Annotated in this window: 14 protein-coding genes; 4 read left to right on the top strand and 10 right to left on the bottom strand. The window is 71.4% G+C overall.

The window, feature by feature from the left end; all coding sequences use genetic code 11:
* Window positions 1-11: 11 nt before the first annotated feature.
* From AC6JA9_RS21205 to AC6JA9_RS21240, 8 genes are all read right to left on the bottom strand, one after another.
* On the bottom strand, window positions 12-2,768 hold the full coding sequence (locus AC6JA9_RS21205; protein ID WP_497960598.1) for a phospholipase D-like domain-containing protein: 2,757 nt from the start codon (window positions 2,766-2,768) through the stop codon (window positions 12-14).
* Window positions 2,769-3,202: 434 nt separating this feature from the next.
* Window positions 3,203-3,964: a class I SAM-dependent methyltransferase gene (locus AC6JA9_RS21210; protein WP_223748682.1), complete on the bottom strand. Its 762-nt coding sequence runs from the start codon at window positions 3,962-3,964 to the stop codon at window positions 3,203-3,205.
* A gap of 51 nt (window positions 3,965-4,015) precedes the next feature.
* Window positions 4,016-5,026 (bottom strand): MlaD family protein, encoded by a 1,011-nt coding sequence (locus AC6JA9_RS21215; RefSeq protein ID WP_497960601.1) that lies wholly within the window; start codon window positions 5,024-5,026, stop codon window positions 4,016-4,018.
* Window positions 5,019-5,765, bottom strand: a complete 747-nt coding sequence (locus AC6JA9_RS21220; protein WP_370640374.1) for an ABC transporter ATP-binding protein — start codon at window positions 5,763-5,765, stop codon at window positions 5,019-5,021. The genes AC6JA9_RS21215 and AC6JA9_RS21220 overlap by 8 nt, the downstream gene beginning before the upstream one ends.
* Entirely contained in the window at window positions 5,765-6,511 is a 747-nt protein-coding gene (locus tag AC6JA9_RS21225; RefSeq protein WP_141324091.1) for an MlaE family ABC transporter permease, read from the bottom strand. The genes AC6JA9_RS21220 and AC6JA9_RS21225 overlap by 1 nt, the downstream gene beginning before the upstream one ends.
* Window positions 6,508-7,314, bottom strand: a complete 807-nt coding sequence (locus tag AC6JA9_RS21230; RefSeq protein WP_497960603.1) for an MlaE family ABC transporter permease — start codon at window positions 7,312-7,314, stop codon at window positions 6,508-6,510. Before AC6JA9_RS21230 ends, AC6JA9_RS21225 begins: the two co-directional genes overlap by 4 nt.
* Window positions 7,311-8,009, bottom strand: coding sequence for an ABC transporter ATP-binding protein (locus AC6JA9_RS21235; RefSeq protein WP_223783247.1), 699 nt, complete (start codon window positions 8,007-8,009; stop codon window positions 7,311-7,313). Before AC6JA9_RS21235 ends, AC6JA9_RS21230 begins: the two co-directional genes overlap by 4 nt.
* Before the next feature lie 22 nt (window positions 8,010-8,031).
* Window positions 8,032-10,002, bottom strand: a complete 1,971-nt coding sequence (locus tag AC6JA9_RS21240; protein WP_223783248.1) for a putative metal-binding motif-containing protein — start codon at window positions 10,000-10,002, stop codon at window positions 8,032-8,034.
* Between the two features lie 195 nt (window positions 10,003-10,197).
* On the opposite strand from AC6JA9_RS21240, the gene AC6JA9_RS21245 reads away from it, so the two are divergent.
* The 4 genes from AC6JA9_RS21245 (at window position 10,198) to AC6JA9_RS21260 (ending at window position 17,084) form a co-directional block, all read left to right on the top strand.
* Window positions 10,198-11,631 carry a TolC family protein gene (locus AC6JA9_RS21245; RefSeq protein WP_497960605.1) on the top strand — a complete coding sequence of 478 codons (1,434 nt, stop codon included), beginning with the start codon at window positions 10,198-10,200 and terminating at the stop codon, window positions 11,629-11,631.
* Between the two features lie 5 nt (window positions 11,632-11,636).
* Window positions 11,637-12,836, top strand: coding sequence for an efflux RND transporter periplasmic adaptor subunit (locus AC6JA9_RS21250; protein WP_223748674.1), 1,200 nt, complete (start codon window positions 11,637-11,639; stop codon window positions 12,834-12,836).
* The gene (locus tag AC6JA9_RS21255; protein WP_497960608.1) at window positions 12,833-15,961 is read left to right on the top strand and encodes an efflux RND transporter permease subunit; all 3,129 of its coding nucleotides are present in this window, start codon (window positions 12,833-12,835) and stop codon (window positions 15,959-15,961) included. The genes AC6JA9_RS21250 and AC6JA9_RS21255 overlap by 4 nt, the downstream gene beginning before the upstream one ends.
* A 598-nt stretch (window positions 15,962-16,559) precedes the next feature.
* A complete protein-coding gene (locus AC6JA9_RS21260; RefSeq protein ID WP_223783251.1) occupies window positions 16,560-17,084 on the top strand; it encodes a DUF2267 domain-containing protein in 525 nt (174 codons plus the stop codon).
* A gap of 59 nt (window positions 17,085-17,143) precedes the next feature.
* Here AC6JA9_RS21260 and AC6JA9_RS21265 read toward each other — a convergent pair whose 3' ends face one another.
* A complete protein-coding gene (locus tag AC6JA9_RS21265) occupies window positions 17,144-18,883 on the bottom strand; it encodes an LVIVD repeat-containing protein (protein ID WP_497960610.1) in 1,740 nt (579 codons plus the stop codon).
* A 188-nt stretch (window positions 18,884-19,071) separates the two neighbouring features.
* Window positions 19,072-20,820 (bottom strand): LVIVD repeat-containing protein, encoded by a 1,749-nt coding sequence (locus AC6JA9_RS21270; protein ID WP_223748670.1) that lies wholly within the window; start codon window positions 20,818-20,820, stop codon window positions 19,072-19,074.
* Window positions 20,821-20,943: the final 123 nt, after the last annotated feature.

The following is a 20,943-nucleotide window of genomic DNA, read 5'->3' on the forward strand; positions in this document are numbered from 1 at the left end:
GCGTTGAGCCTTCAGCCGACGAGCGAGGGCCAGTTGCGGCCGACCCAGGCGCGCTGTTCGACCTCTTCGCGCCACCGCGGGTCTTCCCGGTCGATGCGGCGCGAGGTGGCGAAGAGGGCCTCGAGCGCCGCCAGCATCCGCTCGGTGAAGGGGGTGTCCTCGACGACGAGCAGGGCCTCGCTCTCCCAGTAGGCGGCGGTGACGTCCAGGTTGGCGCTGCCCACCGCGACGGCCCGGGTGTCGCACACGAGGAGCTTGGCGTGGACGTGGGGGAAGAGGCGCTCCAGCTCCGGCTCCCAACCGGGTCGCGAGGGCAGCGCCAGCTCGTGGGCGATGCCGCCCTCGGCGATGACCGCGTCCAGGCGGCTGCGGACGTAGCGGTCCGCCACCTCTCGAATCGCGCCCCCGGGGAAGTAGGTCCGCGCGTCGCCGTGATGGGGCCGCACGCTGCCGAAGAGGACCTCCACGCGGACACCGCGCTTCAGGGCGGCGATGAGCGCGTTCTGGATTTCGAGCAGCAGGGGGAAGGTGTTCACCAGGACCAGCCGTGAGCGCGCATGGCGGATGAGCGCGAGCTGCGTGTCCAGGGTGTGCGTGTCCTTGAGTCCCTCGTGCAGGGCGATTCGGGCCGCCATCGTCCCCGCCGGCGCGGAGGGCGTCAGGGGAAACGGCTCGCCGCCCGCGCGGGTCCACTCCGCGAGGAACGCGCGCTCCAGGTCGGTGACCAGCGGGCCTTCCAGTCTCGCGCCGCAGTCGAGCCAGGGGATGTCGCGGTAGTGTGTATCCCGGCGCAGCGGCACCTCGTCGAAGCCCGTGTAGTACGGCGCGCCGAGGTTCCGACCCGAGACGAACGCATGCGTGGAGTCGACGAGCGTGAGCTTGCGATGGTTGCGCTGCTTGAGCTCGTAGAGGTTGGGGCCTCCGACGAGCGGAGCAATCGCGCGCACCTCGACGTTGGGTGTCCCGGAGAGACCGACGAGGGCGGGGTTGAGCGCGCCGAAGGAGTCGTGCCCGCTGTAGAGCGCGTCGGCGAGGAAGCGCACGCGGACACCTCGGGTGGCGGCCCGCTTCAGCGCCTCGGTGATGCGGGCGGTGATGGGGTCGTCCTCGACGATGTAGCACTGCCAATGGACGGTGGTCCGCGCCCCGTCGATGGCGGCCAGGACCGATTCGCGGGCCTGGGCGTTGTCGAGCTCGAAGTCGATGTGATGGCCTGCCATGCGCGGGCTGCATCCGGCGAGCGTCAGGTCCCGGGCCCAGGCATCCTGCTCGGACGGGAGGGGGAGCGGCTCCAGGGGCGTGTTCCGGGGCAGGGCCTCGCACTCCTCGGGGCTGAGCGTGCGGATGGCGGGGTGGACGGGCTTGTAGGTGTCGCGGGTGATGACCGCGGCGATGGGGACGTGCGCGGCGGCGAGTCGGGTGGCGACGCGCAGGAGTCGCTGTCCATCGACCTGTCGGGGCACGTCGTCCGCCCGCGCATCGTCGAGCCACGCGCTGGCGTCGAGCAGCAGGGGCCACGCCAGGTCGGGCAGGTGCTCACGCAGCCGCGCGCGCTGTTCGTCGAGCGAGTCGCTGTCCCGCATCCGCACGAAGACCAGGTGGCACCGGTCCTCGGCGAGCTCGCGGACGGCGAGCAGCGTGTCCTCCTCGACGAGGCTGTCGACCAGCAGCAGCGGCTTGTCCGGGGCGAGCACGTAGCCGGGCACCAGCTCCCGCGAGGCGGAGGTGTCCGAGAAGGAGAACGCCAGGGGATGCAGCCCGCGCAGGTGCCCGAGCCACGCGGCGTCGAGGATGGCGGTGCCTCCCTGGTAACGGACCTCGCCGAGCGCGGCGCCATTCGCGAACACCGTCACGAGGCCCGGCTCCAGGAGGCTGACGCTCGACAGGAGGCCGACGCGCTCGACGGCGAAGCGCGGGGCCAGGCCGGGAGCCACCAGCGCATCGGAGACGGCGGGGTGGTCCTCGAAGAGCGTCAGCCCCGTCTGGGTTCGCGGCAGGAGGAGGGTGGGGACGCGGGCTTCCTGGAGCGCGCGGGCGCCCGTCATCCCGACGTACAGGGCCTCCAGGTCCGCGAGGGAGTCGGTGGGGACGACGAGCAGTCCCGCGCCCGAGCGCAGGGCGACGTCGTCGAAGGCCTCCGCACGGCTGCTGGCGGCGTTCGCGGTGAGGGACTCGACGAGCAGCGTCTGGGTGATGCCCAGCGCCTTCGAGAGCGCCTGGAGCTCTCCGGTCTGCTCCGGCGCCAGGCCCGTGGTGAGCGCGATGAGCTCCGAGGGCTGGGCGCAGTGGGACAGGAAGCTGGCCACGGCTCCGAGTCCCCGGCCATCGGGCGCGATGGCCAGGGCCATGCGTGAGGGCTCGGTGCTGGCCGTGTCCGGCGCGCGCCCCAGGGAGAGCACGGGCAGGTGCTCCCGGAGGACGAGCCGCAGCATCGCGCCCACCCGGGCCCTGGGAGACGTGTCCAGCAGGGGGCCGAGCACGACGAGCCCGGCGCCGTGTCGGCGCGAGACCTGGACCAGGTCGCTGATGTCGAGATGGGTCTCCAGTGCGCCGGTGACCTGGATGGCGGGGCTCCAGTCCTGGAGCGTGTGCCGGAGCCGGTCCAGCACGGTGAGGCTCGTGGGGGGCGGCGCATCCAGCTCGCTGCGCTCGGGGACCAGGCCGTACAGGTAGACGGCCTCGGGCTCGGACGTCAGCCGCCGCACCGCGTGGAGGACGTGCTCGGACTCGGAGCCTGCATCGAAGACGACCACCAGACGTCGGAACATGGCGCGCGATTCCCGGGACGGACGTGGGACGCGCCTTCACCGACGTTCGGCTCCCGGGCGCCCACGGCCTCATCATGCCGGGAACCGGCCCGGTTGGCGTCACTGGAACGAGGGAGCAGGAACTCCGGAGGCCACGTCGGACAGGGGAAGACTGCCACCTCGCGAAGTCGTGCGCCGGACGAAAGTGATTGCCTCGGTCAAGGAGTCTGGTTTGTCGCGTGCCAAGACTCAGGGCATGGCCCATTCAATGCGTTGCGGGAGGCAGTGGGTGGCGCTCGTCGTCGCGAGCATCATCCTGGGCTGTGGGCGTGACGTGTCGGAGCACCGGGAGGGGATTCGAGCTGGGACGTGCTACGGCGGGGCACGACATCGATGCGTGGATGTCGACCTACTCGCCCTGACGCCGAGGCGCGCTGGCCTCGTGACATCGAAGGCTATGACGGCTTCCTCGCCTCGACGAGGAAGCGCGTCGTGGTCGCGACGAAGGGGCCACCTCGTTGGAGGCGCTCGTGCAGGGCTCGCAGTTGGGGGCGGTACTGGTCCACGGTGAAGCCCGGGACCATCCAGATGACCTTGCGCAGGAAGTAGATGACCGCGCCGATGTCGAAGAACTCGGTGCGAAGGTGCTCCAGGCGCAGGTCGATGACCTCGAGCCCCGCGGCCTCGGCCTCCGCACGTGCATCGTCGGGGTGCCGCTTGCGGTGGACCTCCGCCGGGAGCGGCCCGAGGAAGTACTCCACCAGCTCGAAGACACTCGCGGGGCCGACCTGCTGCGAGAAGTAGGTCCCGCCCGGTTGCAGGACACGGGAGATCTCCCGCCACCACGTCGTCACGGGATGGCGGCTGACGACCAGGTCGAAGGCCTCATCCGCGAAGGGCAGGGGAGGCTCGTCCGGGTCCGCCACCACCACGACACCCCGGGGATGGAGCAGTCGGGTGGCCTTGGCGACATTGGGAGGCCAGGACTCGGTGGCCACGATGAGGCGGGGCAGGGGCGCCACGCCCGCGAGCACCTCACCGCCGCCGGTCTGGATGTCGAGCGCCGCCGAGGCTCGGGCCATCCTCGCGCCCAGCTGCTTCTGGTAGCCCCAGGAGGGCCGCTGCTCGGTCGCGCGTCCGTCGAGCCAGGAGAAGTCCCAGCCCTCCACCGAAACGCTCGCGGCTTCCGCCTCCAGGTCCTCATAGCTTCGAGACATGGTCTGGGTTCCTACCGGGGCCCTCTCGCCGTGTCACGGCAAGGCGTCACGTCAGTCCTTCCAGAGGATCTTCCACGGGTGCTTGCGCAGATCCGTGACGAGCGTTCTGAGCTCGTCATACAGCGTGGGATCCTGCAGGACCGCGCCCGCCGTGCCTTCTCCGGCCTCGATCCGGGCCAGCACCCGGTCCGCGCGGGCCGCGATGCTGTCGAGCTGTCCCGCCGCGGCCGTGAGCTTCTCCAGCGCCAGCTTCACGCGCTGCCCGTCCTCGGGCCCCAGGGAGCCGGTGAGGGCCGCGAGCCCATCCAGCGTCGTGCCCGCGGACTTCGTCAGCCCGGGCAGCTCGCCCCTCAGCACCGCCGCCGTCGCCGCCGCATCGTCGAGCAGTCGCGCCGCCTTGCCTCCCGGCTGGAGCGCCTCGCGCGCGAGCTGTGAGAGCTGGCGCAGGTCCTTCGACGCCGCCGCCAGCTCGGAGGCCAGCACCTTCACGTCACCCCGGTTCTCCGTCAGCACCTCGTCCAGCGTCCGCGTCAGCCGCGAGATGTTCGCCACCAGCCCCGTCACCGCCTCCGGGTCCTTCTCCAGCATCTCGGAGAACATCTCGATGAAGCGCGAGAGCTTCTCCGCCAGCAGGTCCAGCCGGGGCGCATCCGTGCCGCGCACGGCCTGGCCCGCGGGCAGCGCGCTCGACTGCGTGCCCGGGTTCACCTCCAGGTAGGGCTCGCCCAGCAGGCCCACCGTCGCCACCGTCACCCGCGCATCCGAGCGCAGCGCGCCGAGCGACTCCGGCGACACCGCCAGCTCCATCCGGACGGGCAGGGGACGGCCCTGGGCATCCCGACGCTCCGGCATCAGCCGGATGGCCTGCACGCGCCCCACCTGCACGCCGCCCAGCTTCACCGGCGCCCCCTCCACCACGTTGCCCGTGTGGCCGAAGTCCACCGGCAGCACCGTGCTGGAGCCGAGCGACAGCTCGCCCATCAACCACAGCAACACCAGCACGCCCATCACCGCCGCCAGCACCAGGGCGCCCACCTTCAATTCCAACCGTCGCTCATCCATCCGTCGCACCCTCCATGAACGGCGCCGTCAGCACGCGAAGCTCCGGCGCGGAGGACTCCAGGAAACCCTCGGGCGGCCCCAGGTACGCGCACTTCCCCTGGGCCACCACCAACACCCGGTCCGCCAGCCCCCGCAGCTGGCGATAGTCATGCGTCACCACCAGACCGCCCAGCCCTCGCGCCTTCAGCGAGGCCATGACCTCTTCCACCTGCGTCGCCGCGCGCCGGTCCAGCCCCGTGGTGGGCTCGTCGAGCAGCAGGTAGCGCGGTGAGAGCACCAGCGCCCGCGCGATGGCGGTCCGCTTCTTCGCGCCGGGCCCCAGCTCGGGCGGCAGCCGGTCCGCCCACTCGAGCAGCCCCACCTGCTCCAGCGCGGACTCCACGGCCTCCGCGGGAGCCGTCGGGTCCGCCAGCCACACGTTCTCCCGGAGCGTGCGCCAGTCGAGCAGGGCGGGGCCCTGGACCAGGTACGGCGCCCGGCGCCGCAGCTTCACCAGCTCCCGCTCCGGCCGCGTGTCCACGCGCTCGCCCCACAGCTCCACGCTGCCCGAGTCCGGCCGCAGCAGGCCCACCGCCATCCGACACAGCACGCTCTTGCCCGAGCCGCTCGCGCCCGCGATGAAGGTCAGCCCCCGCGTGGACACCTCCGCCGTCACGCCGTCCAGCACGCGCCGCCCCCCCTCGAACGCGACGCGCACGTCCGTGAAGCGCAGCGTGTCCGGAGGGGCGTCGTCCGCAATCACAGGCGCACGAGGTGGAAGGCGAGGGACACGGCCAGGTCGATCAACAGACACCCCAGGCTCGCGGCGACGACGCCGTCGGTGGTCGCCTCGCCCACGGCCTCCGCGCCTCCTCGCGCGCCCAGGCCCGCGACGGCCGCCGCCAGCGGGATGTACAGCCCGCACGCCACGGCCTTCAGCCCCGCGGCGAGCAGGTCCCAGCCATCCACGTAGCGCGGGTCCATGAAGGCCCGGCCATCCACGCCGAAGACGAGCCCCGCCACCGCCGCGGCGGACAGGGTCGCGGCCACCGTCCCCAACAGGCTGAGCAGCGGCACACCCAGGACGCCCGCCACCACGCGCGGCGCCACCAGGTCCGAGTAGGGGTCCCCCGCCGACATCTCCAGCGCCTCCACCTGCTCGTTGACGCTCATGGTGGACAGCTCCGCCGCGTGGCTCGCCCCGGCGCGGGACGCCGTCAAGAGCGCGGACACCACCGGCCCCAGCTCGCGAATCAGCAGCTCGAAGTACGCGGGCCCCAGCACGGCCACGTTGCCCACGAAGCGCCGCGCCTGGCTGTTGGCGATGGTCACCAGCACCGCCCCGAAGAACGCCATGCCGGTCATCACCAGCCACACGCTGCGCCCACCCAGCTCGTGGAGCTGCACCAGCGACTCGCGCCAGGACACGCCCTCGCGCAGCCCCGCCCGCGTCGTGCGCGCGAACAGCACCACCGGCGCGCCGAAGAAGCGCAGCACCCGGTTCATGTCATCCACCCGGCGAGCACGAGCGTGAGCACGAAGTCGAGCAGGAAGATGGCCGCGCACCCGCGCACCACCGCGCTCGCCGCCGCGCGTCCCACCGCCTGGGCGCCTCCCCGCGCGGACAGCCCCACCGCCGTGGACACCAGCGAGATGGCCAGGCCGAAGGCCCCCGTCTTCAGCACGCCGCCCAGGATGTCCAGCGGGCTCAGCATGTGCGCGAAGGTCCCGAAGAACGTCCGCAGCGGCAGGTCCAGGGTGAGCAGCGCGGCCAGGGCCTCGAACAGGATGGCCACCAGGAACGTGAAGGTGCTCATCGCGAGCATGCTCAGCTCCATCGCCACCACGCGCGGCGCCACGAGGATGGCGAAGGGGTCCAGGCCGATGCCGCGCAGCCCTTCACTCTGCCCGCCCACCTGCATGGTGGCCAGCTCCGCCGCGTTCCTCGCGCCGATGCGCGCGGACATGATGAGCCCCAAGAGCAGCGGACCGAACTCCCACAGCACCCCGTAGCCCGCGGCCCACCCGAGGAACGCCCGCGCCCCGAAGCGCTGGATGTACAGCCCCGACTGCAGCACGACGATGACGCCCGCCAGCGCCGCGGTGGCCAGGGCCAGGGGCAGCGAGTCGTAGCCGAACTGCACCAGCGCCCGCGCCAGCTCGCGTCGCTCCAGCCGCGGCAGTCCCAGCACCGTGCGCGCCGCGACGAGGGCCAGCGCGCCCGCGCCGCGCACCGCCTCCAGCCCCACCGCGCCCGCGCCACGCACGGTCCTCAGCCCGGGGCTCTCGACGCGCGGCGATGGGCTCACGGGAGCACCTCGTCCTGTTCGCGCTCCAGCTCCGGCGCGGGTGCCCCGTCGTATATCAACCGCCCGCCTCGCAGGTAGAGCCAGCGGGGCAGGGGAAGGTCCACCGGCGCCTCGGGCGCGGCGACCAGCAGCGTGCCTCCGCGCGAGACCTCCAGCAGCACCCGCGCCACCTGCCGCGCCGTGCCCGGGTCCAGGCCCGCGAAGGGGTCATCCGCCAGCAGCACCGACGGACGCGCCGCCAAGGCCCGCGCCAGCCCCGCGCGCTTCTTCATGCCTCCGGACAGCCGCTCCGGCAGCGTGTCCGCCGCGTCCGTCAGGCCCACGGCGCCGAGCACCTCGTCCGCGCGCGCCTGCGCCTCGTCGTGGGGCACGCGCCGACGCGTGAGCGGGAAGAGGACGTTCTGGCGCACCGTCAGCGAGTCGAACAGCGCGTCCGTCTGGAACACCATGCCGAACGAGGCCTGCCGCGCGCGGCGCTCGGCGGCGGACAGGCCCGCCACGTCCTGGCCATCCCACAGGACGCGTCCGCTGAACGCGGGCGACAGCCCCGCGAAGGCCTTCAGCAGCGTCGTCTTGCCCGCGCCCGAGCGGCCCAGCACCACCGCCTGTGTGCCCGGAGGCAGCGCGCACGCCACCTCCGCGAGCACGGTGCGCGCGCCATGCCTCACCGTCAGGCCTTCCGCACGCAGGTCCATGGTGGAACCCGGCTCCCGCCGCTCAGGGCTTCCAGCGCGTGAGCAGGCCGTCGTGGCCGGCGGCCCAGACCTCGCCCGGGCCGAAGCCGCCCAGCGCGTTCACCGTCTCCGACGGGGTGGCGACGGTGCTCCACGCGACGCCGTTGAAGAAGTGGAGATCATCCACCTCCGACGACGCCGCGTAGATGCCCGTGCGGCCGAACGCGACGATGTCCCGCAGGTTCGGCACCGTGCCTCCGTTCACCGTCAGCGCCGGCTTCTGGGTCCACGTGCCTCGCGCCTTCTCCAGGAGCAGGCCGTGATCACCCGCCACGTAGAGCATGTGGGGGGTGAGCACCTGGACCGCGTTGAGGTAGCCCGTGGTGGTCTCGGGGAGGCCCAGCGCCTCGCGGGTCCAGGTCGTCCCCGTCTGGGGCGAGCTCCAGGCCACCGGATGCTGTTCGCCGTTCACCGTCTCCGCGCCGACCACCACCAACGCCTCGGCGCTCAGGCCGTGGATGTCCCGCAGGTTCGCCGCGAATCGGGTGATGATCGTCGGGTCCGGCTGGTTCCCCGAGGCGCCATGGTCGTAGCTCCAGGACACGACGTGCCCCCCGCTGGAGACGCCATAGACGGTGAAGACGTTGCTCTCCGGGTCCGGGAAGCCCACCAGCCCGTTGATGGAGCCCGGCTGGCCACTGGGGCGGGTCTCGCAGGCGGTGTTGAGCTCGCCGGGCATCGACGTGGCGAACCGTCCGTCGCTCGAGCCCAGGAACACGCGTCCGTTCGGCGCGGCCCATGCGGACCGCCAGTCGCCCGCGCAGTTCGTCGCGGCCGTGAAGGTGTTGCCGGCCACATGGACGACGCGACCGCTCCTGCCGGCCAGCCAGCCCCGTTCCGCTTGATAGTTGGCCACCGCGTCGAACCGCGCGCTCGTGTCGTTGAGCACCGTCCGCTCGTTCCAGGACACCGCGCCGCAGCTCGGCAGCCCGTTGTCCACCCCACCGGCGCAGTCGTTGTCCAGGCGGTCGCAGACCTCGGTGCCGCTCTCGGACACCTGCTCCGAGCCCTCGTCGCAGTCACCGGACTCCGTCACCGCGCCAGGCTCGGGTGGAGTGCAGCTCAACCCCAGCGTGGGGCCACCCTGGCCGTCACCGTCGTCATCCGCGAAGTACTCCTCGGGCACCAGCGCGCTGACGCAGTCCGCCACCTCCGCGGACTGACACTGCCGTGTTCCCGCGCAGCGCTGGGCCGTGACGCAGCTCGCGCCCACGTTGAACGCGTCGTTGTCCGGGGTGCCATCGCAGTTGTCGTCCTTGCCGTCGCAGCGGAACTCCGACTGGCCCGGATGCACGAGGATGTCCTCGTCGTCGCAGTCGCCCGCGCGCGTCGCGAAGCCCACCGGCGCCGCGCAGCCGGTCTGGGGCGCGGCGCTCGCATCCCCGTAGCCATCCCCATCCACGTCCACCCAGTACTGGACACTTCCGGGCGCATCGCTCTCGCCCGCGACACAGTTGTTGTCCACGCCGTCGCACACCTCGGTGGCGCCGGGGTGCACGTCCGGGCGCGCGTCGTCGCAGTCGGTGCCCGGGTAGTCGCCCTTCATGGCGAAGAAGCCGTCGTCGTCCAGGTCCTCGGCGCGCAGATCCAGCTTCAGGTCCGTCAGGTTCTCCTCGGGAAACTGCACCTCCGCGGACTGCCGGGCGATGACGGGACCCTCGCACGAGCCCTCGTGTGCCTCGGCGATCACCCGGAGGTCCGGACTCCAGCCCGCCTGCTTCAGGATGACGCCGACGCGCGTGTCGCTCCGGGCCTCCGCGTTCACCGTCACCACGCCCGACTCCCGGCGCGTCGGCTCCCGGCGATCTTCCACGGCGAGCGTCAGGCACTGTGGCCGGAAGGTCGCATACGTGATGAAGACCCGGAGCCCCCCTTCGTTGGTCGAGGTCTTGCTCTTGCAACCCGTCATCGAAAGTGTCAGCAGCCCTACACCCACCAGGAATAAACGCATCATCAATGCATTCTCCGGCGCGCCGAGGCGCCCACTGTCGTGACGCCCCGTCGTAAACCCCAGGACATCCGGAACTCCCCCTTAGACCGCCGTGCTGGCATCGTCCAGCAGCCCACTCCGCCGGGTTCGCCGTTTCGCTCGTCGGGCCCCAGCACGCACACCCCGCACTCCGTCGGCCCGAGCCTCGACTTCCCGCTCATGTCCACTGTCCGAACCGCCCTCGTCGCGCCCCTGTGTGCCTGGATGGTGCTCGCCCCCTCCCAGTCCCAGGCGCTCCAGAGCGACGCTCCCGTGGCTCCCACTCCCTCGCGCGAGGCTGCGGATTCCGCACCCGGGGCTGCGAAAACCGCACCGGCCGCTGCGGATTCCGCACCCGCGGACGCCACCCCCGCGGGCGCGGCGCTGACGTTCGAGCAGGCGGTGGCGATGGCGGCCGAGCGCAACGAGTCCGCGCTCGCCGCCCAGCAGCGCGCCAATGCCGCCCAGGCCCGGGTGTCGCGGGCCCGCGCGTTCTTCTTCCCGGAGCTGACGGCCACGGGCACGTACACGCGCCGCCCCAACCAGACGACGCGCGAGGTCGGCGGACAGCAGGTCGTCATCCAGCGCTACAACGCCTTCGGCGCGAACATCGTCGCGCGGATGACGCTCTTCGACGCGCGCGGCTTCCCGCTGTACCGCGCCGCGAAGCGCGAGAGCGAGGCCGCGGGCATGGAGTCGGTGGAGGCCCGGCGGCAGGTCTCGTTCGAGGCCGCCAACGCGTTCCTCATCACGCTGCAGGAGCAGCAGGTCTTCCAGGCCGCCGAGCAGCGCATCGCCTTCGCCCGCCAGTCGCTCGCGGACGCGCAGGCCCGCGCCAAGGGAGGGCTCGCCAGCACCAACGACGTCACCCGCGCCGAGGTGGAGGTGGCCACCGCGGAGGTGGAGCTCATCAGCGCCCGGAACCTGGCGCAGACGAGCCGCCTGGAGCTGGGCTTCCTGCTGGTGGACCCGGTGGAGGGCGCGCTCGCGGCGCCCCAGCAGCTGCTCGACGACGCGGCCCGCCCGCTGGACACGCACGACGGCATCATCCCCGGCGCGGTGGAGCGGCGCCCGGACATCCTCGCCGGCCAGCTGCGCGTGGAGTCGCTGGAGGCCAACGCGTGGGAGCCGCTCGCGCGGCTGTTGCCCGCGCTCGGCGTGTCCGCCACGTACCGGCTCACCAACGAGCAGGGCCTCGCGGGCCGCACGGGAGATGGCTTCCTGGCCGCGGACCTCACGTGGAACCTGTTCGACGGCGGCGAGCGGTACGCGGAGCGCCACGAGCGGGTGGCCCTGGCGCGCGCCGCCAGGCTGGAGCTGGAGCAGGGCACGCGCCGCGTGGACGTGGACATGCAGCGGGCGCGGGTGGCGCTGGAGAACGCGCGGGCGGCGCTCACGCAGAGCGAGCTGGCGACGCGCGCGGCGAAGCAGAACGCGGAGGAGCAGGGCATCCTCTACCGCCAGGGGTTGTCCACGGCGTTGACGCTGGCGGACGCCTCGCTGCGGCTGTTCGAGGCGGAGGTGGCCCTGGCCCGGAGCCGGTACTCGCTGGGCGTCGCCCTGCTGGGCTTGAGGGCGGCAGTCGGACTCGATCCTTTGGGGAAGGAACCGTGAAGGTGATGCGACGCGCAGGAACGCTGACCTTGGCCGTGGCGATGCTCGCCATGGGGGCATGCAAGAAGGACGCGGAGGCGTCGAAGGGCGAGGCGCCCGCGGCGGGCGGAAAGGCGGGCGGTCGCCCCGGCGCTGGTGGCGGCCGGGGCCCCATCCAGTTCCCCGTCGAGGTCGCCCCCGTGGAGGCCCGCGACGTCGAGTACGTGGTGAACGCGGTGGGCTCCGTGGAGGCCTTCGAGCGGGTGCAGATCACCGCCCGCGTGGCGGGCGCCGTGGAGCGCGTGCTCTTCATGGAGGGGCAGGCGGTGAAGAAGGGGGATGTGCTCGCGGAGATCGAGCCCGCCCGCTACGCCATCGCCGTGCGCGCGGCCGAGGCCTCGCTCGCCAAGGCCCGCGCCTCGTTGGTGGAGGCCCAGGCCGGCGCCGAGCGTCGCACCGCCGTCAACGAGGCCAGCCCCGGCCTGTTGCCCGCCGAGCAGCTGGAGACCTTCACGGCGCGCGCGCGCACCGCGGAGGCGGACGTGGCCTCCGCGCGGGCCCTGCTGGACCAGGCGCAGCTCAACCAGCGCGACGCCTATGTCCGAGCGCCCATGGACGGCGTGCTCCAGACGCGCACGGTGCAGACGGGGCAGTACGTCCAGCCCGGCCTGGTGCTGGCGACGCTCCTGCGCCGCGACCCGCTGCTGTTGCGCTTCACGGTGCCGGAGGCGGACGTGGCGCGCATCAAGCCGGGGCTCCCGGCGCGCTTCACGGTGCGCTCGGAGAGCGGCTCGTTCACCGCGAAGATCACCCACGTGGCGCAGGCCGCGGACGAGGCCAACCGCCTGGTGCCGGTGACGGCCGAGGTGTCCGCCGAGGACGCGGCGAAGCTCAGGCCCGGTGCGTTCGCGTCGGTGGCGGTGCCGGTGGAGACGCGCGGCGGCAGCCCGGTGGTGCCGCAGACGGCGGTGCGCGCCAGCGAGCGGGGCTTCCTGGCCTTCGTGGTGGACGGCGAGAAGGCGCGCGAGCGGGTGCTGGAGCTGGGCATGCGCACGGCGGATGGACGGGTGGAGGTCCGCGAGGGGCTCAAGGCGGGCGAGACGCTGGTCATCCGCGGCGGCGAGGCCCTGCGTGATGGCGTGACGGTGAGGGTGGTGCAGCAGAAGAAGCCCACCCTGACGGCGGAGCCGCGCGCGGAGGACGGCGGCCAGGGAGCGCGGCGATGAACCTGACGGAAGCGTGCATCAAGAAGCCCGTCCTGGCGTGGATGATCATGGCGGCCACCATCGTCTTCGGACTGGTGGCGGCGCAGCGCATCGGCATCAGCCAGTTCCCGGACGTCGACTTCCCCACCATCAACATCAGCGTCACGTGGGAGGGCGCCAACCCCGAGGCCGTCGAGACGGACGTCATCGAGCCCATCGAGGAGGCGGTGACGCAGGTGGAGGGCGTCACCAGCATCACCTCCAGCGCGCGCCAGGGCGGCGCCAACATCACGGTGGAGCTGGACCTGTCGCGCAACGTGGACATGGCGCTGCAGGAGGTCCAGACGAAGATCAGCCAGGCGCAGCGCCAGCTGCCCGAGGACATCGACCCGCCCATCGTCACCAAGACGAACCCGGAGGACCAGCCCATCATCCAGGTGGGGGTGTCCGGGCCCTTCTCCCAGCAGGTGGTGAGCGACTTCGCCCGCTACCGCGTGAAGGAGAAGCTGCAGACGGTGCCGGGCGTGGGCGAGGTGTCCGTCGGTGGCTCGCTGGACCGCAACGTCCGCATCTGGGTGGACTCCGCGAAGCTGGACGCGCTCGGGCTGACGGTGATGGACCTCACCTCCGCGCTCCAGCGTGAGCACGTGGAGCTGCCCGCGGGGCGCATCGAGGCCGAGGGGCGCGAGGTCAACGTGCGCGTGCTCGGCGAGGCGCTGGACCTGGAGACGCTGCGCGACATCGTCGTGCGCGAGCAGGGCGGCCAGCCGGTGTACCTGCGCGACGTGGCGCTGGTGGAGGACGGGTTCGAGGACGTGCGGCGCATGGCGCGCGTCAACGGCACGCCCGCGCAGGGCCTGGGCATCCGCAAGCAGCGCGGCGCCAACGCGGTGTCCGTGGCGCAGGGCGTGCGCGAGGAGCTGGCGCGCATCCAGAAGGACGCCCCGGAGGGGATGGACGTGGCCATCCGCTTCGACACCACGCAGTACATCGAGGAGAGCGTCCACGAGATCGAGTTCGAGCTGATGCTGGCCTGCATCCTCACGGCCTTCGTCTGCTGGCTCTTCCTGGGCTCGCTGTCGAGCACGATGAACGTGGTGCTGGCCATCCCCATGTCGCTGTTGGGGACGGTGGCGGTCATCTACTTCCTGGGCTTCACGCTCAACACCTTCACGCTCTTGGGCCTGGCGCTGGCGGTGGGCATCGTGGTGGACGACGCCATCATGGTGCTGGAGAACATCTTCCGGCACTCGGAGGAGGGGAAGGACCGGGTGCGCGCGGCGCGAGAGGGCACCGCGGAGATCACCTTCGCGGCGCTCGCGGCCACCGCGGCCGTCATCGCCATCTTCCTGCCCGTCGTCTTCATGAAGGGCGTCATCGGCAAGTTCTTCCTCCAGTTCGGCGTCACGCTGTGCGTGGCGGTGATGCTGTCGTACGTGGAGGCCATCACCCTGGCGCCGGCGCGCTGTGCGCAGCTCCTGAAGACGTCCCGTGAGGGGCGCAGCAAGGTCGGCGTGTGGGTGGACAAGGCCTTCACGAAGCTGGAGCACGCCTATGGCCGGGCGCTCGGGTGGGCGCTGGTGCGGCCGTGGCGGGTGCTGGCCGGGGCGCTGGTCATCCTGGCGGCGAGCGTGTTCGCCTTCCGCGCGCTGCCCGGTGAGTTCGTGCCGTCGCAGGACCAGAGCCGGCTGATGGTCCGCATGCAGACGGCGGTGGGCAGCAGCATCGAGGAGACCAACCAGCTCTTCCAGAAGGCGGAGGCGTTCGCCGCCTCGCGCCCGGAGGTGACGAGCGTCTTCGCGTTGGTGGGCGGTGGTGGTGGCGGGGTGAACTCGGGCTTCATGATGCTCACGCTCAAGCCGCCCGACCAGCGCATGACGCAGTCGGAGTTCCAGCAGGTGCTGCGCAAGGAGCTCAACGGCTACCCGGGCCTGCGCGCGGTGGTGCAGGACCTGTCGCAGCAGGGCTTCTCCGCGCAGCGTGGCTTCCCGGTGGAGTTCAGCGTGCGCGGCTCGGACTGGGACGAGCTGGTCAAGGCCAGCCAGGAGATGCGCGACAAGGTCCAGGCCAGCGGCAAGGTGGTGGACGTGGACACCGACTACCAGCTCGGCATGCCGGAGCTGCGCATCACCCCGGACCGGGCGCGCGCGGCGGACCTGGGCGTGCCGATGCAGACGGTGGCGACGACCATCAACGCGCTGGTGGGCGGCGTGCGCGTGGGCAAGTACAGCACGGGCGGGCGCCGCATCGACGTGCGCCTGCGCCTGCTCGCGGGGCAGCGCTCGCGTCCAGAGGACCTGGCGCTGCTCAAGGTGCGCACGGCCAGCGGCGCGCTGGTGCCGCTGTCGGCGCTGGTGTCGCAGGAGGAGCGCCCGGCGCTGCAGGCCATCACCCGCCGGGACCGCGAGCGCGCCATCAGCATCTTCGCCAACGTGGCGCCGGGCTCCAACCAGGAGGAGGCGCTGGCCACGGTGGAGAAGCTGGCGAAGGACCTGCCGGGCGGCGTGCGCGTGGTGCCGGGCGGCGCGAGCGTGGCGTTCCGCGACTCGATGGGCAGCCTGTTCTTCGCGCTCTTCCTGGGGATTGGCGTCGCGTACATGGTGCTGGGGGCGCAGTTCAACTCGTTCCTGCATCCGGTCACCGTGCTGACCATCCTCCCGCTGTCGGTGGCGGGCGCGGCCTTCGCGCTCTTGGGTACGGGCAGCACGCTGAACATCTTCAGCATGATTGGTCTGTTGCTGTTGATGGGCATCGTGAAGAAGAACTCCATCATCCTGGTGGACTACGCGCTCCAGCAGCGGGAGCTGGGGCTGGGCGCGGTGGAGGCGATGCAGCGCGCGGGGCCGGTGCGCCTGCGTCCCATCCTGATGACGTCCACGGCGACGATGATGGCGGCGGTGCCGGCGGCGCTGGCGTTGGGCGCGGGCAGCGAGACGCGCGCGCCCATGTCCATCGCGGTGCTGGGGGGGCTGTCGGTCTCCACGGTGCTGAGCCTGGTGGTGGTGCCCGCCTTCTACGTGGTCGCCGACCGAATGAAGACGCGGCTGGCCCACTGGCGCGGCAAGCGTCCGGATGACGAGGAGGGCAGCCCCGCCGCCCACGGTCGCCCGAGCGGCGATGAGCCTCGCCCCGCGGCGCACGGCTGAGCTCGGCTGAGATGACGACGCGGGCCGGATCCGGAGCTCACCGGTGCCGGCCCTCCGCTTTTCAGGCGGAGGGGGCGAGCATCTCCTCCGTCGAAGACGCAAGGGGTGCACCTGACCCAGGGTGTCTGATTTGTGCTGGGTCATCGACTCCTGGAGGATGTGTGGAGCCCGGTCATCCTTTGCTCGGACACCCACACGAATGGAGATCCACCATGAAGTGCTTGATGCCGTGGTTGATGGCGCTCGCTGCCAGTCTGAGCCTGGGTTGTGGAGGCGGAGCCACCGACGTGGCCGACGAGCGAGCGATGGCCAATGTCCTGGAGTGCAGCCCCGGGCTGCCCAGCTGTGAGGACGTCCGACAGATGGGCTGCTCCGAGCCTGGGATCACGCCCTGCTGCCATGAGTGGTCGTACGACAGCTTCTGTGTGTGCGAACGGCTCCAGGGTTCCCCCAGTTGTGGGGGCATGCCCCTTCGGCCCGAGTCGCCGTCGGCACACTGAGCCTTCCCGGGCAGACGAGAGGCCGGACGTCGCGCCGTCGCGATGCCCGGCGGGTCGAGGAGGAGGCCCGTGGCCCCTCGCTGAAGGCCGCCGGCGCCGTGGACACCGTGACTGGCACGCCCGTGAAGCGCGCGTGTGTCCACGGCGAGCAAGGAGACGACCCCATGGCGCAGGAGACGGAGCTTCCTCCCAACATCATCCCGGTGAAGGAGCGCGACGAGTCGCTGGACCTCCAGGCGTTCCTGGACGAAATCGGCAACAGCCAGGAGGTCCGCGTCAACAAGCTGGACGGCCGGACCGCCGCTCACGCCGTGCTGTGCACGCTGGCGCGCAGGCTGTCGGACGGTGAGGACGTGAAGCTGATGCGCGCGCTCGGCGACGACATCGGCGAGCTCATCGGCGAGTGCACCATCCTGCGCGGCCCCTCGCACGCGAAGCGCATGAAGCGCGAGGAGTTCATCTCCGACGTGGCGGACCACCTGGGCATCAAGGTGGACCAGGCGTTCCGCGTGATGACGGTGGTGTTCACCGCCGTGAGGGACCGCATCCCCGAGGACGAGGTGGCCGCGGTGGCCTCGCAGCTCCCCGCGGACCTGGCCGACAGCTTCCGCCGGCCGGTGTAGCCCCGCCGTGGGCCCGACCCCGGAGAGCCTCCCCGGGGCCGGGCCCCTTCCATCCGGGGCTACAGTTCGTTGACGATGATGAGCCCGCGCGTCCCGTCCACGACGTACACGTAGCCGTCGCCGGGGATGCGCACGCCGAAGGCGCCCTCGAGGCTGCCGGCCCTTCGACCCGGGTCGTCCTCGCGGAACGTATTGAAGTGGGCGATCTGACGGGGTTGGGTGGGATGGGAGACATCCAGCACGCGCAGGCCCTCCTGGTACCAGGCGACATAGAGCCGGTTGCCACGCAGGAGCATGTTGTGGATGGATGTGGGCGGCCGCATCCGGAACGTGCCGATGAGCGGGATGTTCGTCGGGTCCGTCACGTCGAGCACGCGCACGTGGGTGCCAGGGCCCTCGCCGCCCTCGAAGGCGATGGTCCTGCCCGCGAACGTCCCCACCGCGCTGTGGTGCGCATACACGAAGCCCCCGGGCGGCGTGTAGTTGCCGAGGTGCGCGACGTTGTCCAGGTCCGTGATGTCCATGATGGAGTAGCCCGAGTCCGCGTTGCTCACGTAGAGCCGGTTCTCGTACACGAAGACATCATGCGGGCCACCGCTGAAGCCTCCCGGTGTCGGCGTGACGAGCTGGAGCAGGGTGGGCGCGAGCGGCGTGGTGACGTCGTAGACGTAGGTGGCCACGCCCGCGCTGTTGGCGTAGAGGCGGTCGCCGTCGACGAGCACGGTGTGGACGTGGGCCGGGCCCTCGGCGCGGCGGACGAAGACGGGATTGGCCGGGTCCGTGATGTCGAAGACGACGAGCCCCGACGAGTCGCTGGCGATGTAGAGCGCGTCGCCCTTCGCCCAGACGCCGTTCCACGCGCCATCCCCGGGAATGTTGAGGGTCTTGACGAGCGTGGGGTTCGTCCGGTCCCTCACGTCGAACACGGAGAGCCCACCCAGCCGAGGGGCCCGCTCCAGCGAGACGACGTAGGCGTGCTCCTTGGTGACGTAGACGTCCACGGGCAGCCCGAGGGGCGTGGAGGCCTCACCCAAGCGCGCGAGCCCGCCGGAGGACTCGCCCTCGCCGGGGGCCCAGGTCATCCGGTGGGCCTCGAAGGTGCCGAGCGTCTTGCTGTAACCGCTGATGGGGCTGTCGGTGCACGACACGTAGCAGCCGGTGATGATGCCCGGCGCGGGGACATGGCAGCCGGCGAACGCGGTGGTGGTGACATTGTCGCCCGACGGGGTCCGGAGGGTGCGGCGGCCCGCGACGAAGAACGTGCCGCCCTCCGTCACGCGGGCCAGCAGGGGCGCATTGCTCATCGAGTCCGCGGACCCATCCAGGCTGAGCTGGAAGGCGCTGCTCCCGTTGCCGACGGCGGTGGAGTTGGGGCGGCCCGGGCGGACGCGCAGCTCCGAGCGGGTGGTGAGCTGATAGATGCCCTTGCCTTCGATTCCGGAGAGCTGTTCGGTGGAGCAGCTCGACACGTCGAAGGTCGACAGGCTCTGGCAGAGCTGCGGGTCCAGGTTCTCGGCGTCGAGGAACTGGCACGTGTCGTAGCGGCCCTTGTCGATCCAATCGCCCCGGTCCTGCAGCACGGTGTACGTGCCGTCCCACGGCGGCGGTCCGCTGTCGGGCGTGCCCGCGTCCTCGGGAGGCGGACCGGCATCAGGTGTGCCCGCGTCCTCGGGAGGCGGGCCGCCGTCCTGTGTCCCCGAGTCGGGAAGCGTGCCCGCGTCCTTGCCGGAGTCAGAGTCTCCGCAGGCGATGAGGAGTGGGAGGAGGACACAGAGGAAGCGCCACGGGGATGTCGTCATGAAAGGCCTCGGGAAGACCACCCGGAAGGAGCGAATGGTGCCTCCAGGAATGGCGAGGCGCGCTCCTTGTGCCAAGGCGCGCTCCCGATGCTTGCCGGATGACGACGGAATCGCGGCCACGTGCCGTGAACGCCGCCCGCGGGACCCGCCGGGCCGTGTCCTTGCAACGACACGGCCCGGGGCCAGCGCTACAGCTCGTTGACGATGATGAGGCCACGTGACGAGTCGACGAGGTACACGAAACCGTCCCCAGGGATGCGCACACCGAAGGCGCCCTCGAAGATGCCGTTGCCTCGCCGCGGGTCGGTCTCCCGGTAGGTGTTGAAGTGGGCGATCTGCCGGGGCTGCGTGGGGTGGGAGACGTCCAGCACGCGCAGGCCCTCCTGGTACCACGCGACATAGAGCCGGTTCCCGCGGAGCAGCAGGTTGTGCATGGACGTGAGGGGGCGCATGCGGAACGTGCCGATGAGCGGGATGTTCGTCGGGTCCGTCACGTCGAGCACTCGCACGTGGCTGGCCGAGAACTCGCCGCCCACGAAGGCGAGGGTGCGCCCCGCGAAGGTGCCCACCGCGTTGTGGTGGGAGAAGACGCCGAAGAATCCCGGCTGCAGGTAGTCACCGAGGTGCCGGACGTCGTCCAGGTCGGAGATGTCCATGACGTGGAAGCCGGTCGTGTCGTTGCTGATGTAGAGCCGGTCGCCGTGCACGAAGACGTCATGTGGACCGCCGGTGTAGCCCTCGGGTGCCCACGTGATGAGCTGGAGCAGCGTCGGAGCGAGGGGCGAGGTGATGTCGTAGACGAAGGTGCCCGTGCCGGGTGAGTTGGCGAAGAGCCGCTCCCCCTCGACGAGCACGGTGTGCACGGCGTCAGGGCCCTCGCCATGGCGGACGAAGACGGGATTGGCCGGGTCCGTGATGTCGAAGACGATGAGCCCCGAGCTGTCGCTGGCGACGTAGAGCGCGTCACCCTTCGCCCAGACGCCGTTCCACGCGCCATCTCCGGCGATGGTGACCGTCTTGACGAGCGTGGGGCTCGTCCGGTCCTTCACGTCGAACACGGAGAGGCCACCGAGCATGGGCCCAGTGCTCACCGACACGACGTAGGCGTGCTCCTTGGCGACGTAGACGTCCACGGGCATGCCGACGGTCGTGGAGGCCTCTGCCACGAGCGCCAGCCCGCCGGAGGCCTCGTTCTCGCCGGGAGCCCAGGCCATCCGCTCGGTCCTGAAGGTGCCGACCGACTTGTTGAAGCCGTACATCGGATGGCTGTTGCAGGACACGTAGCAGCCGGTGATGACGCCAGGGGAGAGAACGTGGCAGCCGGCGAACGCGGTGGTGGTGACGCTGTCTCCCCAGGGGCTTCGGGCGGTCCTCCTCGCCGCGAGGAAGAACGTGCCGCCTTCCGTGACGCGGGCGATGATCGGCGCGGGGCCGTACGCGTCCTGGGTGCCATCCGCGCTGAGCCGCAGGCCGGCGAAGGAGTTGTAGACGGAGTCCGATGGAGGCCGGGTGGAAGAGTAGGACGCTTCCTCGCGGAGGTTGAGCTGGAAGATGCCCTGGTTCTCCACGCCGGAGAGCTGCTCGGTGGAGCAGCTCGACAGGTCGAAGGCCGCGATGCGCTCACACCGCTGCGGGTCCAGGTCCTCGGGCGTGACGAACTGGCACGTGTCATGGCGACCGGTGTCGATCCAATCACCCCGGTCCTCGAGCGCGGTGTACGTCCCGTCCCAGGGAGGACGGCCTGCATCGGGCACCCCCGCGTCGGGCGTCCCCGCGTCCTCGGGAGGCGGGCCGCTGTCCGCGGTGCCCGCGTCGGAGCCCGAGTCCGGGAGCGAGCCCGCGTCATCTCCCGAAGGGGAGTCGTCACAGGCGGACAGCAGCAGGAGCAGGAGGGGGATGCAGCGCCAGGGGCCCAACGGATGCGGCGATGGCTTCATGGAGCGCCTCGGGAGCCCCCCGCGACAGTGCGGGCGGCCTTCCCGAATAGGCGAGTGCGGGCTCCTGGTTCCATCGTGGGTTGCCGCTGTTTTCGGACAGCGGACAGCGGCAACCATGACTCG

The organism is Myxococcus sp. MH1 (assembly GCF_059738865.1).

Excerpts from the sequence above, each read along its gene's own strand:
- AC6JA9_RS21225 (WP_141324091.1), bottom strand. The coding sequence starts at position 6,511 with ATGAACCGGGTGCTGCGCTTCTTCGGCGCGCCGGTGGTGCTGTTCGCG.
- AC6JA9_RS21245 (WP_497960605.1), top strand. The coding sequence starts at position 10,198 with ATGTCCACTGTCCGAACCGCCCTCGTCGCGCCCCTGTGTGCCTGGATG.
- AC6JA9_RS21215 (WP_497960601.1), bottom strand. The coding sequence starts at position 5,026 with ATGGATGAGCGACGGTTGGAATTGAAGGTGGGCGCCCTGGTGCTGGCG.
- AC6JA9_RS21240 (WP_223783248.1), bottom strand. The coding sequence starts at position 10,002 with ATGATGCGTTTATTCCTGGTGGGTGTAGGGCTGCTGACACTTTCGATG.
- AC6JA9_RS21235 (WP_223783247.1), bottom strand. The coding sequence starts at position 8,009 with ATGGACCTGCGTGCGGAAGGCCTGACGGTGAGGCATGGCGCGCGCACC.
- AC6JA9_RS21265 (WP_497960610.1), bottom strand. The coding sequence starts at position 18,883 with ATGACGACATCCCCGTGGCGCTTCCTCTGTGTCCTCCTCCCACTCCTC.
- AC6JA9_RS21205 (WP_497960598.1), bottom strand. The coding sequence starts at position 2,768 with ATGTTCCGACGTCTGGTGGTCGTCTTCGATGCAGGCTCCGAGTCCGAG.
- AC6JA9_RS21255 (WP_497960608.1), top strand. The coding sequence starts at position 12,833 with ATGAACCTGACGGAAGCGTGCATCAAGAAGCCCGTCCTGGCGTGGATG.
- AC6JA9_RS21270 (WP_223748670.1), bottom strand. The coding sequence starts at position 20,820 with ATGAAGCCATCGCCGCATCCGTTGGGCCCCTGGCGCTGCATCCCCCTC.
- AC6JA9_RS21250 (WP_223748674.1), top strand. The coding sequence starts at position 11,637 with ATGCGACGCGCAGGAACGCTGACCTTGGCCGTGGCGATGCTCGCCATG.
- AC6JA9_RS21210 (WP_223748682.1), bottom strand. The coding sequence starts at position 3,964 with ATGTCTCGAAGCTATGAGGACCTGGAGGCGGAAGCCGCGAGCGTTTCG.